Annotated in this window: 14 protein-coding genes; 7 read left to right on the top strand and 7 right to left on the bottom strand. The window is 67.5% G+C overall.

Annotation, left to right across the window (positions count from 1 at the left end):
• The first annotated feature begins 97 nt into the window (after positions 1-97).
• A complete protein-coding gene (locus tag IB225_RS07940) occupies positions 98-1177 on the top strand; it encodes a polysaccharide biosynthesis/export family protein (RefSeq protein WP_192310632.1) in 1080 nt (359 codons plus the stop codon).
• A gap of 17 nt (positions 1178-1194) precedes the next feature.
• Here IB225_RS07940 and IB225_RS07935 read toward each other — a convergent pair whose 3' ends face one another.
• On the bottom strand, positions 1195-1554 hold the full coding sequence (locus IB225_RS07935; RefSeq protein WP_192310631.1) for a hypothetical protein: 360 nt from the start codon (positions 1552-1554) through the stop codon (positions 1195-1197).
• A 357-nt stretch (positions 1555-1911) separates the two neighbouring features.
• On the opposite strand from IB225_RS07935, the gene IB225_RS07930 reads away from it, so the two are divergent.
• Positions 1912-2187 (top strand): KGG domain-containing protein, encoded by a 276-nt coding sequence (locus IB225_RS07930; RefSeq protein WP_192310888.1) that lies wholly within the window; start codon positions 1912-1914, stop codon positions 2185-2187.
• Positions 2188-2211: 24 nt separating this feature from the next.
• Here the strand turns inward: IB225_RS07930 and IB225_RS07925 are convergent, their stop codons facing one another.
• Genes IB225_RS07925 through cutA form a run of 3 tightly spaced genes read right to left on the bottom strand, consistent with a single transcriptional unit; the run spans position 2212 to position 5436 of the window.
• Positions 2212-2805 (bottom strand): TlpA disulfide reductase family protein, encoded by a 594-nt coding sequence (locus IB225_RS07925; RefSeq protein WP_192310630.1) that lies wholly within the window; start codon positions 2803-2805, stop codon positions 2212-2214.
• Positions 2802-5099 (bottom strand): protein-disulfide reductase DsbD, encoded by a 2298-nt coding sequence (locus IB225_RS07920; RefSeq protein ID WP_192310629.1) that lies wholly within the window; start codon positions 5097-5099, stop codon positions 2802-2804. The genes IB225_RS07925 and IB225_RS07920 overlap by 4 nt, the downstream gene beginning before the upstream one ends.
• Before the next feature lie 13 nt (positions 5100-5112).
• Positions 5113-5436 carry a divalent-cation tolerance protein CutA gene (gene cutA / locus IB225_RS07915; protein ID WP_192310628.1) on the bottom strand — a complete coding sequence of 108 codons (324 nt, stop codon included), beginning with the start codon at positions 5434-5436 and terminating at the stop codon, positions 5113-5115.
• A 210-nt stretch (positions 5437-5646) separates the two neighbouring features.
• Here cutA and IB225_RS07910 point away from each other — a divergent pair, with 210 nt between their 5' ends.
• Together IB225_RS07910 and groL are read left to right on the top strand one after the other, a co-directional pair.
• Positions 5647-5940 carry a co-chaperone GroES gene (locus IB225_RS07910; RefSeq protein ID WP_093301702.1) on the top strand — a complete coding sequence of 98 codons (294 nt, stop codon included), beginning with the start codon at positions 5647-5649 and terminating at the stop codon, positions 5938-5940.
• A 104-nt stretch (positions 5941-6044) separates the two neighbouring features.
• On the top strand, positions 6045-7685 hold the full coding sequence (groL, locus tag IB225_RS07905) for a chaperonin GroEL (RefSeq protein WP_192310627.1): 1641 nt from the start codon (positions 6045-6047) through the stop codon (positions 7683-7685).
• 76 nt (positions 7686-7761) lie between these two features.
• On the opposite strand, the gene IB225_RS07900 is transcribed toward groL, so the two are convergent.
• From IB225_RS07900 to IB225_RS07890, 3 genes are all read right to left on the bottom strand, one after another.
• Positions 7762-8748 (bottom strand): alpha/beta hydrolase, encoded by a 987-nt coding sequence (locus tag IB225_RS07900; RefSeq protein WP_192310626.1) that lies wholly within the window; start codon positions 8746-8748, stop codon positions 7762-7764.
• A 90-nt stretch (positions 8749-8838) separates the two neighbouring features.
• Positions 8839-11472, bottom strand: coding sequence for a serine/threonine-protein kinase (locus IB225_RS07895; RefSeq protein ID WP_192310625.1), 2634 nt, complete (start codon positions 11470-11472; stop codon positions 8839-8841).
• A gap of 69 nt (positions 11473-11541) precedes the next feature.
• On the bottom strand, positions 11542-12066 hold the full coding sequence (locus IB225_RS07890; protein WP_192310624.1) for an ECF-type sigma factor: 525 nt from the start codon (positions 12064-12066) through the stop codon (positions 11542-11544).
• A gap of 389 nt (positions 12067-12455) precedes the next feature.
• Here IB225_RS07890 and IB225_RS07885 point away from each other — a divergent pair, with 389 nt between their 5' ends.
• The 3 genes from IB225_RS07885 to IB225_RS07875 all read left to right on the top strand — a co-directional run bounded on the left by IB225_RS07885 (position 12456) and on the right by IB225_RS07875 (position 16527).
• Positions 12456-13529, top strand: coding sequence for a 3-deoxy-7-phosphoheptulonate synthase (locus IB225_RS07885; protein WP_192310623.1), 1074 nt, complete (start codon positions 12456-12458; stop codon positions 13527-13529).
• Positions 13530-13645: 116 nt separating this feature from the next.
• On the top strand, positions 13646-16003 hold the full coding sequence (locus tag IB225_RS07880; protein WP_192310622.1) for an EAL domain-containing protein: 2358 nt from the start codon (positions 13646-13648) through the stop codon (positions 16001-16003).
• A gap of 92 nt (positions 16004-16095) precedes the next feature.
• Complete coding sequence (locus IB225_RS07875; RefSeq protein ID WP_192310621.1) at positions 16096-16527, top strand: DUF2141 domain-containing protein; 432 nt, start codon at positions 16096-16098, stop codon at positions 16525-16527.
• The last annotated feature ends 1 nt before the right edge of the window (position 16528 follow it).

Here is a 16528-nt window from a genome sequence, read left to right as displayed (position 1 = left end):
AAACGCTGGCGAGGCCTGGTGCGCGCGTTCTCCGCGCACAGGTCCAAGCCGCATCACACGTGTTCCAGCGAGGTGTCTGGTGAAGATGCAAACCCCTATGCGAATCCTGTTGGCGGCAGCGGTCGCGACCGCGCTGTCCTCGTGCGCGGGCCAGCGCATGACGAAGCAGCCGACCGTGCCCAGCGGCGACGGCCAGGCACAGAGCGATGTGCAGATGGTGCCGATCACCCAGGCGCTGGTCGCCGCGCCGCGCGAAGCCGTGATGGTGCCGGCGTCGCTGGCGCAGTACAAGCCCGAGATCTACCGCATCCAGCCGGGCGACACGCTGCTCGTCACCGTCTGGGACCATCCCGAGCTGACGTCGCCCGCCGGCAGCCAGCAGCAGGCCGTCACCAACGGGCGCCTGGTGCAACCGGATGGCAGTTTCTTCTTCCCTTACGCGGGCAAGCTGGACGTCAACAACAAGACGATCGAGGAAGTGCGCAGCACGCTGGTCGGCAAGTTGAGCCAGTACCTGAAGTCGCCGCAGATCGACGTCAACGTGGTCGGCCACGGCGCCAAGGTCACGCTGCAGGGCGCGTTCGAGGACACGGCGCCACAGGAATTCACCACCGTGCCGCTAACGCTGTCGCAGGCGGTGGGCCAGGCGCGCATCAATGTCGAAGAGGCGGACCTGGCCGGCTTCGTGCTGACACGCGATGGCCAGGACTATCCGCTGGACCTGGACGCGCTGAACCGCAACGGCAAGGTGGCGGGCGATGTCTATCTGAAGCCGGGTGACCGCCTCTATCTGCCGTTCAACGATCGCAAGCAGGTGTACGTCATCGGCGAGGTGCTGCGTCCGCAGGCACTGACGTTCAAGACCACCGACATGAGCCTGACCCAGGCGCTGGGGCAGACGGGTGGCCTGAATCCGATCACCGCCAAGGGCGGCGCCGTCTATGTCATCCGTGGCATGGAAGACAACTCGCATGAGCAGGCGAAGGTGTACCACCTGGACGCCACGTCACCGGTCGCGTTCGCGCTGGCGGACCGCTTCCCGCTGCGCGCAGGGGATGTCGTGTGGGTCGGCCCAGCGGGCGTCACCCGCTGGAACCGCTTCCTGACCCAGTTGCTGCCGCTGTCGGGGATCATCAGCAACGCCGCGTCGGCGCAGTACAACTTCGACCGCAACTGATCGTGGGCCGATGCGCGTCATGCATCCAGAGGTTCTTCTTCCCGCGCGTAGGGCCGCGGCCGGGAGACCAGCGACAGCGCGGGTGAGGGCCGCGCTTCGCCCAGATGGCGCGGTGCGTTCCGGCGCGCCGCCAGCACGCGCAGGCGGTCGGTGCGCGCCAGCGCCCAACGCGCGGACCAGCGCATGCCTGCAGGCACCGAGCGCACGGCGACATTGGCCTGCGGCTGCCGGGGGTCGTCCATCAGCACGACCACCAGCCAGCCGCCACGGCATGCACTCACTTCCAGCACCGGATGTCCATCGAGATCCAGACGCGCGCCGCTCCAGTCGTCATCGGGTGCCGCCTCCACCCACTGGAAATCGTCGGGAAGTTTCATCGGAACTGCTTTCGTCATGGGGGAGGCCTTCTCGTTTTCACGGGGGGAGGTGTGATCGCAAGGCGCGATCGGGTCCGTCACCAGTGACGGACGCAACGTGGTTACGCGAGGAAAACGCAGACGTTCTTTGCGGACGTTCTTTCTTGTGTGTTCTTGCGCTTCCCGATAATAAGGATTGCGAAGGCGTCACGACGATTTCTGCTGAGTCCGCTTCAGCAACAAGCCGGTGTTGTGGACATGCGAGCACTGCGTCACATCGAGTCATGTGCATGAACGACGTTCACGCGCTCATCGCATCGCATGCGCTGAATGCGGCATTGGTGATGACACTTCGATGTCAGTGGTTCGTGCGTCGCGATCGAACAGGTGCGATACATGGATGAGCGCAAGCGCAAATCGGGATTCGCCCTGCTCACGCCAGAGCAGCGCAAGGAAATTGCGCGCAAGGGTGGGCGGGCCGCGCAGAAGCGGGGCCGTGCGCATCAGTTCGGCAGTGACGACGCGCGCGAGGCCGGCAAGAAGGGTGGTGCGAAGGTCAGCCAGGATCGCGCGCACATGGCGCGCATCGGTGCGAAAGGCGGTCGCGTGCGCCCGAGCGAACGGCAGACGCCGAGTAATGAAGAAGAGGAGTGACTCGCGCGATGCCGCGCGGCGAGGTCAGTCGACCCAGCCGCTGATCTCGCCGTGCGTGAACGGGCCGATCTTCTGGCGCGCGATGCGACCGTCGGCGTTCACCAGCACCGTGTAAGGCAGCACGCCCTTGGCATTGCCCAGCCACACGCTGGCATCGGCCGGTCCCGGCGTGTCCAGCACGATCGGATAGCGCACCGGCACCTGCGCGGTGAAGTCGCGCACACCTTCGGGCGTGTCGAGCGCGAGGCCGATCACCTGCACGCCGTCCTCGCCCTGTGCGGCAGCGAAGCGGTCCAGCTCCGGCATCTCCTCGATGCACGGCCCGCACCAGCTCGCCCACACGTTGATCAGCAACCGCTTGCCCGTATAGCGCGTGCGCAAGTCGACGACGGCGCCATCCAGTCCGGGCAGTGCGATCGCGGGCATGGGGTCGCCGATGCCGGCAGGCGTCACGCCCGCAGGCGGTGCCGGCGCGGTGGCGTTCGTGGCGGCATGCAGCGCGCGTTCGCCCACCTGCGTGCGCCAGAACGGGTTGCCGTTGAACCACAGGCTCGCCGCGAGGCCGAGGCCGCCCGCCAGGATCGCGACGGCCACGATGCGCGGCGTAGTGATCTTCATCGCGCGGCCCGTTCGAACGCCTGGCGCATCGTGTCGTGCGTCAGCACGGTCGGCAGCACTTCGCCTTCGCCGCCGTCGCGCGGATACATCACGTACAACGGCACGCCGACCGCTTTGTGCTGTTCGAGGAACGCCGTGATGGCCGGGTCCACGTTGGTCCAGTCACCGGTCATGATCACCGCGTCGTGTGCCGCGAGCAGGTCGCGGAACGCGGACGTGTTCAGCACGGCTTTTTCATTGGCCTTGCAGGTGACGCACCAGTCCGCCGTCATGTCGACGAACACGATGCGGCCTTCGGCGCGCAGTGCGGCCAGACGCTCCGCGGAATACGCCACCTGGCCTTCGGCGGTCGGTGCGGCGATGGACGCCGTCGGCAACCGGTGCACCATCGCCAGCGGCACCAGCGCCGTGGCGGCGAGCACCAGCGCCAGCACGCGTTGCAGCGGCGCGACAGCGAAACGCACGCGCTGGAAGCACCACAGGCCCAGCGCCAGCAGCACCAGCCCGACCAGCGCCAGGCCGATCGCGTCGACGCCACGCTGCTTGCCCAACACCCACAGCAGCCACGCCGCAGTCAGATACATCGGGAAAGCGAGCACCTGCTTCAACGTATCCATCCACGCGCCGGGACGCGGCAGCCGGTTCGCCAGCGCCGGTACGAAGCCGATCAGCAGGAATGGCAACGCGAGTCCCAGGCCGAGCACCGCGAACACCAGCAGCGCCAGCGGAGTGGGTGCCGTGAAGGCATACGCGAGTGCCACGCCCATGAAGGGCGCGGTGCAGGGACTCGCCACGACCACCGCCAGCACGCCGGTGAAGAAGTCGCCGACCGGGCCGCGACGCGACGCCAGACCATGTCCCGTGCCGGCGAAGCGGTGGCCGACCGCGAATACGCCCGACAGGCTCAGGCCCACGGCGAACATCACGTAGGCCAGCAGCCCCACCACCCACGGCTGTTGCAACTGGAAGCCCCAGCCCAACGCCTGGCCTGCGGCACGCAATGCGATGGCCAGAGCACCGACGGCGACGAAGCTGGCCAGCACGCCGGCCGTGTACCAGAGCGCACGACGACGCGCATCGCCGCCATCGCGTCCGCTTTCGGCCAGCGACAACGCTTTCAGCGACAGGATCGGCAGCACGCACGGCATCAGGTTGAGTACCAGGCCACCGAGCAGCGCCAGCGCGAGCGCGGCGAGCAGCGAGGTCGCGCCAGGCTGGTTGCGCGCCAGTACCTCTTCCGGCGGGCGCGTGCGCTCGACGTCGGCGTTGGCAGGCGCGGTCGCCGCAACGGCTTCCGGGGCAGTCGCCGCCGCGTCGACGGTTGCTGTCGTCGTCGGCGCCGGCGCAACAGCGACAGGCGCGGGCACGTCCGGTGTACTGGCCGGCGTCATCGTGCCGCCCGGGATGGACAACGCAACGCGACGCGTCATCGGCGGATAGCAGATGCCGTCGGTCTGGCAGCCCTGGAAGGTTACGCGCAGCGTCGCTTTCGCCGCCTCGCCATGCGCGCGTCGTAGCGGTACCGGCACTTCGGCCTGGTCGAAGTAGACCGTCACCTCGCCGAAATGCTCGTCGCGATGCGCCTTGCCGGTCGGCCAGCGTGGCGCCTGCAGCGCGATGCCCTGTGCGCCTTCGAGCGCCATCGAGGTACGGTCGCGGTAGACGTAGTAGCCGCGTGCCGGCGTGAAGCGCAGCAGCAGTTCGTTGCCGTTGAACGCGATCGCTTCGAACGCGAACGCCTGTTCTGCCGGCAGCGGCAGCGCGTCCATGCCGGCCTGCGGTTTCTGGCCCAGCAGGCCGCCGGTGAGCGCGCCGGATCCGAGCGGTACGAACGCCGCGTCGGCAGCCTCGGCCGATGGCAGCGGCACCTTCAGCGTGCGCGTCTGCGGCGGGTAGCAGATGCCGGCGTCGGCGCAGCCCTGGTACTTGATCTTCAGGGTGACGGTGTCGGCGGAAGCGCCCGGCTGACCGGGCAGGGTGGCGAGCAGCTCGCCGCGGTAGGTCTCGACGTCGCCGAAGAACTCGTCGCGGTAGGCCTTGCCCTTCGGCAGCTGCAGCGGCTGTGCGGCGAAGCCGGTGTCGGCTTCCACGCCGGTGCGGTGCCGGTACAGGTAGTAGCCGTCGGTGATCTTCCAGCGGATCTCGATGCGGTCCCGGGTCGGCGCCGTGGCGGTCAGCACAAAGGCCTCGTCCACCGGTAGCAGGTCGTCCTGGGTGATGGCCGTCGCCGCGCCGGGCGCGAACAGGCCGATCAGGAACAGCAGCAGGGCGGGCAGGGCACGGGTCAACGTCATCAGGGCACTCGGGTCAGGCGTCCGGCCGGGTTTCGGTGGCGACCCAGTCCAGGTAGGCGGGCAGGCCGGCGGCGGTTTCGACCGCCAGGATCTCCGGCAGTTCGCACGGATGGAGTTCCGCCAGCCGCGCCATCAGGGCGTCGCGGCGGTCGGCGCTGGTCTTGGCCAGCAGCTGGACTTCGTCGGCCTGCTCCACGCGGCCTTGCCAGCGGTAGGTCGACCCCACGCCGGGCAGGACGTTCACGCAGGCGGCCAGCCGTTCGTCCACCAGCGTCCGCGCCAGTCGCTGGGCGGTGTCGGCATCGGGGCAGGTGGACAGGATCAGGAAGACAGGCATCGGCCACCGATTATCGCAGACCCGTCCGCGCGGGCCGGCGACGCCGAAATTGTTTGCCCGCCGGCCCTTGAAAGCCCGCCGTGGCCCCCCGATATCCCTCGCATCCCGGCATTGCCGGGTTTTTGTCCCCGCGGCGTTGGCAGTCCCTTGAGGCGAGTGCTAACATCGCTGCCCCTTTCCCAGTCCAATCAATCACTTAAGAGGATTGACATGAGCAACATCAAGCCGCTGTACGACCGCCTGGTGGTCAAGCCGATCGAAGCCGAAGAAACCTCCCTCGGCGGCATCATCATTCCCGACGCTGCCAAGGAAAAGCCCACCAAGGGTGAAGTCATCGCCGTCGGCGAAGGCAAGTTCGTCGAAGCCACCGGTGGCGTGCGCGCCCCGAAGGTCAAGGTCGGCGACAAGGTGATCTACGGTCAGTACTCCGGTTCGGCCTACAAGCAGGACGGCATCGAGTACAAGATCATCAAGGAAGACGACGTCCTCGCGATCCTCGGCTGATCGCGCGCGGCGGCTCTGCGCCGCCGCCCACGTCACCGCAATCCTCTTGATGGCGGGCCCCGCGCCCGCCGCACGAACCCCACTCAATATTCCCGGAGTTGCACATGGCAGCCAAAGATATCCGTTTCGGTGAAGACGCCCGTACGCGCATGGTGCGCGGCGTGAACATCCTCGCCAATGCCGTCAAGGCCACCCTCGGCCCGAAGGGCCGCAACGTCGTGCTCGAGAAGAGCTTCGGCGCCCCGACCATCACCAAGGACGGCGTCTCCGTCGCCAAGGAAATCGAACTGGCCGACAAGTTCGAGAACATGGGCGCGCAGATGGTCAAGGAAGTCGCTTCCAAGACCTCCGACAACGCCGGTGACGGCACCACCACCGCCACCGTGCTGGCGCAGGCGTTCATCCGCGAAGGCTCCAAGGCCGTCGCCGCCGGCATGAACCCGATGGACCTGAAGCGCGGTATCGACCAGGCCGTGAAGGCCGCCGTCGAAGAGCTGAAGAAGCTCTCCAAGCCGACCGCCGACGACAAGGCGATCGCCCAGGTCGGCACCATCTCGGCCAACTCCGACAGCAACATCGGCGACATCATCGCCGACGCCATGAAGAAGGTCGGCAAGGAAGGCGTGATCACCGTTGAAGAAGGCTCGGGCCTGGACAACGAACTCGACGTCGTCGAGGGCATGCAGTTCGACCGCGGCTACCTGTCGCCGTACTTCATCAACAACCAGCAGTCGCAGCAGGTCGAATTCGACGACCCCTTCATCCTGATCCACGACAAGAAGGTCTCCAACGTCCGCGAACTGCTGCCGGTGCTGGAAGGCGTCGCCAAGGCCGGCAAGCCGCTGCTGATCGTGGCCGAGGAAGTGGAAGGCGAAGCGCTGGCCACCCTCGTGGTCAACACCATCCGTGGCATCGTCAAGGTCGCCGCCGTCAAGGCGCCGGGCTTCGGTGACCGCCGCAAGGCCATCCTGGAAGACATCGCCACGCTGACCAACGGCACGGTGATCTCCGAGGAAGTCGGCCTGCAGCTGGAAAAGGCGACGATCAACGACCTGGGTCGTGCGAAGAAGGTCGTGGTCTCGAAGGAGAACACCACCATCATCGACGGCGCCGGCGATGCCGAGCGCATCCAGTCGCGTATCAAGCAGATCAAGGCGCAGATCGAGGAGACCTCTTCGGACTACGACCGCGAGAAGCTGCAGGAACGCGTGGCCAAGCTGGCCGGCGGCGTGGCCGTGATCAAGGTCGGTGCCTCGACCGAAATCGAAATGAAGGAAAAGAAGGCGCGCGTCGAAGACGCCCTGCACGCCACGCGTGCGGCGGTGGAAGAAGGCGTGGTCCCGGGCGGTGGCGTGGCGCTGATCCGTGCGCTGCAGACCATCGGCAACCTGAAGGGCGCCAACGAAGACCAGAACCACGGCATCCAGATCGCCCTGCGCGCGATGGAAGCCCCGCTGCGCGAGATCGTCACTAACGCCGGTGAAGAGCCGTCGGTGATCGTCAACCGCGTCAAGGAAGGTTCGGGCAACTTCGGCTACAACGCCGCCAACGGCGAGTTCGGCGACATGATCGAGTTCGGCATCCTGGATCCGACCAAGGTCACGCGCTCCGCGCTGCAGAACGCCGCTTCGATCGCGGGCCTGATGATCACCACCGAAGCGATGGTGGCCGAGGCTCCGAAGAAGGACGAGCCGGCGATGCCGGCCGGCGGTGGCATGGGCGGCATGGGTGGCATGGACTTCTAAGTCCCGCTACCGGCTCCACCGTTCCACGAAAAGCCCCGCAGCGATGCGGGGCTTTTCTTTTGGAGGGGCAGGTTCGTCAGGCCAACCCGTAGGGCAGGTTCTGCGAGGACACGACCTTGTCGCCGACGGTGGCGCCCGCGAGAAAGCGCACGCAGTCGTGAAGCACCGACGGATCCGCCAGGACGCCGTGGTGACCCAGGTCGAGCGTGGTCAGCAGGCGCGCGGCGGACAGGTGCCGGGCGAAACGCTCGCCCTCGTGCCATGGCACCTCGTCGTCGAGCAGGTCGTGCACGACCAGCACGGGGATGCCGATCGCTGGCGCAAGGTGATGCACTTGCAGGGCGTCCAGCGTCTGGCCCATCCGCGCTTCGAGCAGGTCGCGCACGCACGCGCCTGCGCGCGAGCCGATGCCGGTGCGGCTGACGAACCGCTCCAGCGTGGCGTGCGGGTCCGCCTGCGCGGAGATCAGGATGGCGCGCTTCGCACGCAGGCCCTGATGCAGCGCGACGGCGACCGACATCGCGCCGAGCGAGTGCCCGATGACCGCCGCTGCTTCGCCACAGCGACGTCCCACTTCCAGCATGTCGTTGGCCAGGTCCAACCATGTCGATGTGCGTGAGCCCTGCCGGGCGTGCTCGCGCGCAAACGCGACGACCGCGAAGCCGGCGTCGCGCAGCACGTCGATCCATGGCGCCATGGCGTCGGCATGGGCTGCGTCCTGCGGCGGTATCAGCACGTAGGGCTGATTCTGCGGATCACCCCAGCGCATCAGCCGTATACGCCGGCCGCGCAACGACAGGACGTCCTGTTGCATGCCGTCGCCGCCGTCGAGGGCCGGCAGGCCTGCGAAGGCGGTTTCCGCGTCGAAACGCGTGAGCGCCTTGCGGGCGGCATGCCGCGGCGCAACCAGGCCGGTTACGCGGTTCAGCGCGTTGCTCCAGCGTGTCGCCGCGATGCCCGGGGGAGGAGCAGGCAGATCGGTCGGCGATGCGGGAGCGGGCAGCATGTCGTCCGTATCCGGACGATCGTCAGCGAGGGGCAAGGAGTGGCGGGTGAGCAGCATGGGAGTCCTGTCTATGCGTGTGGGTGCATGGACAAGAGCGCGCTGGCGTACCGCCGACTGACATGCGGCCGGCGCTCCGGCTGCGTTGGTTCAGGGAGCGTTGGCTGTCGTGATGGTTTCGGCCGAACGCAATGCGTCGCGTGCCGGATGTGTCGCGGGAATGGCCATGCGGTCCGCATACGCAAGGCCCTCGCGCTGCACGCGTGCAGCGGCGACGGTATCGCCACTGCGGGCATGCAGTTGCATCAGCGTGGCGTACCACGCCAGGCGGTCGTGGGGGAACGACCGGTAATGCGCTTCAACATGCACGGCCTGGTCGATCAGGCGGATGGCATCCCCATCATCACCCTGATGCGCATGCGCCAGCCCGCGGACGTACAGCGCGGTTGCGCTCAGCTGGACTTCGCCGAGCGCATCTGCGCGCCGCTGCAGGTCGAGCGCGTCGTGGCGCAGGTCGGTGGCGGCGCCGGAGAGCAGCCTCAGTCGCATCTGGCGCAGCTCCGCATCGAGCCGCTGCTCGTGCCGCGCGGGAAGCACGGCTGCCAGGTGGGCGAAGGCCTCCTCGGCGAGTCTGCGCGCACCGTGCAGGTCGCCCCGCAGCTCATCTATGCGCGACAGTTTCGCGAGCGAGAAGCCGATCCCGGGTGCGCGCGTGCGCCCGATCGCGTGCTCGATGGCCATGGCTTCGCGCAGCAGCGGCTCGGCGTCGTCCAGGCGGCCGAGCGCGAGATAGGCACTGCCCAGGTTGTGCACGCGCGGCGCCAGGTCGGCGTGCGGCCTGTCGTAGATCTTCCGCGCGATTGCAAGGGACTCGGTCAGTACCGTTTCGGCTTCCGCCAGATGTCCGCCCGCCATCAACGCGATGCCGAGGTTGCTCAGCCGGCGACAGGTCTCCTGGTGGGCGTTGCCGTAGATCCTGCGGGTCAGCGCCAGGGCGTGCCGTTGCCAGCGGATCGCCGGCTCTGGTTGATGTGCGCGCGTGTAGGCGGTGCCGAGCGCGCCATAGCTCTTGATCAGGCGCGGATCCTGCCGGGTGAGGCGCGCCTGCTGCAGGGCGATGGCCGCCAGATGGTCGCGGATGGCGGCCTGGTGCTGGTCCATCTCGCTGTGCACGATCGCGCGGCGATGGAGCGTCAGCGCAGCGGCGAGCCCTTGTGGATTGTTGCGCTGCTGTACCGCCAGCGCTTCGTCCAGCAAGGTGATCGCCGTGGAATAGTCCTGCTCGCTCGAGGCCAGCTGCCCCTGTTGGCTCAACGCCATGCCGAGCGCGCCCTGATCATCGGGTGGCAGGCGGCGCGCGACGGTGACGGCGTGGTCCAACAGCGGGCGTGCATCGTCGTAGCGCGACATCTCGTTGTAGATGCGTGCGATCACCACCAGCATCTCCACCTGCAGCGCGGGCGTGCCGGCGAGGTCCGTGCGTGCGCGCTCGGCGCCGCGTTGCAGCAGCGTCGCGGTATCCGGCAGTGCCGCACGCGGTCCGCTCGGCGCTTCGTTCTCGAACAGTTGCACCAGCAGATCACGGACGGCGTTGGCGCGCTGCGCTTCATGGCGGGCGAGGTTTGCTTGTGCCCGTGCCTGCGCGGCCGCCTGCCGGGCCGTGTGTGCCTGCCACACGGCGACGGACAGGCTGGTCAGCACCGCAGCGACCAGCACCGTCGCCACGGCCACACCGCCCCGATGGCGACGTGCGAACAGGCGGGCGCGATACAGCGGTGTGCGGACGCGCGCGCGTATCGGTTCGTGGTCCAGATACCGCTCCAGTTCGTCCGCCAGCTCGCCCGCCGACGCGTAGCGGTCTGAAGGGTGCGCAGCCGTTGCCTTGGCGATGATGTGGGCGAGGTCGCCCTTCACCCGCGCGGATACATCCGCGTCATCGGGATGTTCGCCAAGCAGCAGCTCCTGTAGCAGGATGCCGAGGGCATGCACGTCGGTCGCCGTGCTCACCGGAGCGCCGAGATACTGCTCGGGCGCGGCGTAGCCGGGCGTCAGCCCCGGCGACGCGACGCCCTCGTGTTCGTCGCCGGTCGCATCCAGCAAGCGCGCAACGCCGAAATCGAGCAGCCGCGGCGTTCCGTCCGCCGCGACCAGGATGTTGGAGGGTTTGAGGTCGCAATGCACGACCAGTTGGCGGTGTGCGGTGTCGACGGCGCGGCACACCTCGCACAACAGGCGCAGGCGTGCGGCCACGTCGAGTCCGTGCTGTGCGGCATGGCGCGTGATCGGCAGGCCATCGACATGGTCCATCACGAGATAGGGCACGCCCTGTTCCGTCACGCCCCCGTCTATCAATCGGGCGATGGCGGGATGCGTGAGGGCCGCCAGCGTTTGCCGTTCGCGACGGAACAGCTGCTGCTGAAGATCGGAGTGGAGGCCGCGGCGCAGCAGCTTGACCGCGACGCGCTGCTGGAAGTCGACATCCTCGCGTTCGGCCAGGAACACGTTGGCCATGCCGCCCTGTCCCAGTGGTTCGATCAGCCGAAACGCACCGACGCGCTGGCCGATCCATGCATGTACGGGCGAGGTGTCCTCCACCTGCAGCGCGTCCACCAGCGCAGCGACCGGGGTGTCGAGTACCGAGGGTTCGGTGCGCAGGTGGGCTGCCAGCAACGCCTCCAGTTGCCGACGTTGCACCGGATTGGCGCAGTGCCGGTCCATCCAGTCGCGCTGCTCGGGACTGGGCAGGTCGACGACGGCATCGAACCAGTGACGGAGGGAAGACATGGCGGGACTCGCAGGAAGGGATCTGCCTTTCAGCGCTTTCCAGCGGCGAACCCTGACATGCCGGCGTGCCTAGGCCGCCAACTGGGCGCCGAGGAAGGCGCGCGCGTACTGCCAGTCGCGATACACGGTGCGCACGCTGAGGTCGCAGAGTTCTGCGATGCGTTCCAGTGGCAGGCCGGCGAAGTAATGGAGCTCCACCACCTCCGCGGCCCGGGGATCGTCCTGCGCCAGGCGATGCAGGGCCTGGTCGAGCTCCAGCGCGTGCAGGGGATCGACCGTGACCTGTCCGGCCATCGTGTCGCGTAGGTCGGTGCGGCGCAGGTCGCCGCCATGCTTGATGCGCGCGCGCTGGCGTGCGCGGTCCACCAGCATGTGCCGCATCGCGCGTGCCGCATAGGCGTAGAACTGGCGGACGTGCGCGAACTGCGGCTGCTGGTGGCTCATCTCCAGATACAGCTCGTGTACCAGCGCCGTCGTGTCCAGCGTCGCGCCATCACGCGGCAGCCGTTGCCGGTGCGCCAGCCGTCGGAGTTCCTGGTAGACCTCGCCGAACAGGGGATCCAGCGGGCGGGGCGCGGCATCGTTTCGGGACATCGGCAATCCATCGGGGGGTCTGGGTGCCGTCGCCATGACCGGCACTGGATCCAACGCACAAGCACCGCCAGATGGGTCACCGCCTGGCGGTCGAGGACGTGTCAGGCCTCGCTGACGCTATCCAATGGTCGCGCCGGGATACGGGGAGACGCCCGAACAGCCGTTTCGCGCGCCGCTCCAGCGTTGCAGATGAAACATTCGACAAGCGCCGGCAGGCGTGGCCCAATGCAGCCGTGAACATTTCCCGCGCCCGCTATTGGTTTTGGTACGAAGGCTTTCCGATGCCAACGGCGGAAGCGAGGACGCATTCATTCTAGGTAAGACCCAAGAAGAATCCCCTTGAAGCCGCCAGCGAACCTGGCGGCTTTTTTGTTGACCCGGAGAACCCCATGGCCCCCCATACCGACGACCTGCGCATCCGCAAACTCGATGAGCTGGTCACGCCTGCCGCCGTCACGGCGGAACTGCCCTGCGACGATGCCGTGTCGCAGACCGTGTCCGACGCACGCGGCGCGCTGCACGACATCCTGCACGGACGCGATGACCGGCTGATCGTGGTGATCGGTCCCTGCTCGATCCACGATCCCGCATCGGCGATGGACTACGCACGTCGGCTGAAGCCGCTGCGCGATGCGCTGGCCGGCGAACTGGAGATCGTGATGCGGGTGTACTTCGAGAAGCCGCGCACGACGGTGGGCTGGAAGGGCCTGATCAACGATCCGGCCCTGGACGGCAGCTTCGACATCAACCGCGGATTGCGGCTGGCGCGCGGCCTGCTGCGCGACATCAACGCGCTGGGTCTGCCGGCGGGCTGCGAGTACCTCGACACCATCTCGCCGCAGTACATCAGCGATCTGGTGGCTTGGGGTGCGATCGGCGCGCGCACCACCGAGAGCCAGGTGCATCGCGAGATGGCCAGCGGCTTGTCGTGCCCGGTCGGCTTCAAGAACGGCACCGACGGCAACGTCAAGATCGCGGTCGATGCGGTGGGCGCCGCTTCGCATCCGCATCATTTCCTGGCGGTGACGAAGGAAGGCCGCTCGGCGATCGCGGCCACCGCGGGCAATCCCGATTGCCATGTGATCCTGCGCGGCGGCAAGGCGCCGAACTACGATGCGGCCAGCATCGACGCCGCCAGCCAGGTGCTGGCGAAGTCGGGGCTGCCGGCGCGCCTGATGGTCGACGCCAGCCACGCCAACAGCGGCAAGAATCCCGACAACCAGCCCGCCGTCATCGACGACATCGCGCGCCAGATGGAAACGGGCGAATCGCGCATCGTCGGCGTGATGGTGGAAAGCCACCTGGTGGGCGGACGACAGGATCTGGTCGATGGCCAGCCGCTGACGTACGGACAGAGCATCACCGACGGATGTCTTGGATGGGAGGCGTCGGTGGCAGTGCTCGAACGATTGGCGGCTGCCGTGCGACACCGCCGGGATCACGTGGTGTCGCGCGCCGCGTGACGTGACGCCCGCAGGTTGCGGTGAGGTGCGCGCTACCCGCTAATATCCCGGCTGCAAGTCATTGATTAATGTGAATTTCTCACATTGCTGGACGCAGCGCCTGGAGGAGACAGGCCATGCGGGGGTTATGGGAACGGCTGCGCGCGTGCTGGGCGCTGCCTGGCGCCGACGAGAGCGCCAATGGATTGTTGTTGAGCAGGCAGCTGCGCGCGCTGTTCCGTGTGGTGCCCTGGTACGTGGCGTCGAATTTCTACACCACGGGTGGCGTGCTCTGGGTCATGCGGCCCTTCCTCGACGCACGCAGCGTATGGCCGTGGCTGGCGTTCTTCGTGCTGGCCCACGCGGGTTGGGGCTGGCATGCATATCGTTGCCTTCGCCGGTCGCCGCATGAAGGCGCGCCTTCGCTGGGGCGCAGTGATCTGCGCATCGGTGCTTTGTGGTGCGGGCTGTGCGCCCTCGCTTGCGGGTCCGGCATCTACATGGGCGCTCCGCTCGCCGCCAGCGATGGCAGTCGTCTGTTGCTCAGCGCGTACACGCCGGGGTTGATCGCCACCGGCGTGCTGGTGGGGATCACCACGCCGCTACTCTCGTTCACGTGGTTGTCGGTGCTGACCGTGTCGGCCTGCCTGATGGTGGTGCGGCTGGACTTCCTGGCGCAGGGCATGACGGTCACGCTGTTGTGCAGTTATGCCTTGATGCTGTCGATCGCGCTGCTCTTCGCGTCGCACCTGTTCGTCCGTCGTGTCGAAGCAGAGCTGGCCGCGGACCGGCAGGGCCAGATCGTAGGGCTGTTGCTGCGCGACTTCGAGAGCAAGGCCAACGACTGGCTGTGGGAGAGCGACCGTGAGGGTGTCCTCACGCGTGCGGCGCATCGCCTGGCGCAGATGCTGGGATACGGCCACGCCGATCTGGTCGGCAAGCGCCTGGATGCCCTGTTCGCATCGCAACGTCTGGTGGAGGTGCAGGGCGATGGCGACGTGGGTGCTGCCGCGTTGCGGCCGCGCCTGCGGATGGGGGAGGCGTTCACGGGCGTGGTCGTGGAAGCGATGGTCGAAGGCCGGCCGCGCAGTTGGATGCTCAGTGCCAAACCCCTCCATGGATCCGGCGGCGAGTGGATCGGCTGGCGCGGCGTAGGATGCGATGTCTCCGACGCGCGCCTGCGCGAGGCCGATGCGCGCGCCCGCGAGCGCCATCTGCACCATCTCGCCCACCACGACCCGCTGACGGGCTTGCCCAACCGGCGCGCGTTCCTTGACGCCCTGGAGGCCGGAAGCGAGACATGGCATGCCGTGGCCATGATCGACCTGGACAACTTCAAGACGATCAACGACAGCCTGGGCCATGCCGCCGGCGATCACGTGCTGTGCATCGTGGCGGATCGCCTGCAGAGGGCGTGCCGCCCCGGGGACATGCTGGCAAGGCTGGGCGGAGACGAGTTCGCCGTGCTGCTGCGGGCGTTGCCTCCGCAGCATGCCGAAGAAGAAGTCCGTGCGCGCCTGTCCCTCATTCTCGAGGCGCTTCGCGTTCCCGAGCAGATCGACGACTACCGCGTCGATGTACGCGCCAGCGTCGGCGCCTCGCTGGCGTCGGACATTGCCGGTACGGGAGAACTCCTGCGACAGGCCGACAATGCGCTGTATGCGGCCAAGCGCGAAGGCCGTGACATGTTGTGCCACTACTCGCCGAGGATGAGCGAGCGGCTGCAGGAGCGCCTGGCGATGGTCAGCGATCTTGCCCTGGCCGCCCAGGCCGGTCAGCTCGAGCTCGACTACATGCCGTTGCATGCAACTGATGATCGCGGCATCCGGGGTTACGAAGCGTTGTTACGCTGGCGGCATCCGTTGCACGGACGCATCCCGCCGATGGACTTCATTCCGACGGCTGAAGAGTCCGGCCTGATCATCCCGATCGGGCTGTGGGTCCTTGAGCGGGCCTGCCGCGACGCATCGGCGTGGAGTCCGGACACCACGCTGGCGGTCAACGTCTCCGCCGTCCAGCTCGCATCCCCGACGCTGGTGGAATCCGTACTGGACATCCTGCATCGGGCCGGCATGCCGCCGGGCCGGCTGGAACTGGAGATCACGGAGTCGGTGCTGGCGCGCGATCCGGCAGCGGCGCGCAGCATGTTGCAGCGCCTGCGGAAGGCGGGCATACGCGTCGCCATCGACGACTTCGGCGTGGGTTATTCCTCGATGGCGCAACTGCGCGAACTGCCCTTCGACGGCATCAAGCTGGACCGGTCGTTCGCCACGGCACTGCTGCAGGACGAGGCACGGGACATGACCTGCTCGATCATCGCTTCCGTGGTGCACCTGGCGCGGTCGATGCATCTGACGGTGACAGCGGAAGGTGTCGAAACGGAGCTGCAGTTCCAGGCGCTGCGCGGGCTGGGGTGCACCCTGGTGCAGGGCTATCTGTTTGGGCTTCCGGGTCCGGTGAAGGCGCCATCACTAGGGGCGCCTGCCGTGAAGTGACTTCCGGCACGTCGAAGAGATGACGGCTGGCAACTGACCGGTGGCGGGTGGCGGACGAGACTGGCCGCACACACCCGCCACCGGAGCCCGCCATGTCCCGCCCCAACCATTACACGCTGCCGCTTGCCGTTGTCCTCGCCTGCTTCGGTGCTTTCCAGGTGCAGGCCGCCGACCTCACCGTGACCCTGCACGATGTACGCGCGCAGACCGGCCTGTTGAAGTTGGCGGTCGTCGATTCGCAGGCCGGCTGGGATGGGCAGGCAAAGCCGGTGAACGCCGACGGCGCGCCACCGCAGGGCACTACCGCCACCTTCGTGTTCAAGGGGCTGAAGCCCGGCGCCTATGCCGTGCTGGTGACCCACGACGAGAACGGCAACGGCACGCTCGACAGCAACATGATCGGCATGCCGATCGAAGCCTATGGCTTCAGCAACAATCCGAAGGTGATGCGCAAGCCGACCTGGGACGAAGCCCGCTTCGACGTCGGCGTGCAGGATGCCGCCATCGACATCCACCTGCGTTGAG

Source organism: Pseudoxanthomonas sp. PXM02 (assembly GCF_014851805.1).
Classification (GTDB): Bacteria; Pseudomonadota; Gammaproteobacteria; order Xanthomonadales; family Xanthomonadaceae; genus Pseudoxanthomonas_A.
This window is presented reverse-complemented; position numbering and strand designations above follow the sequence as displayed.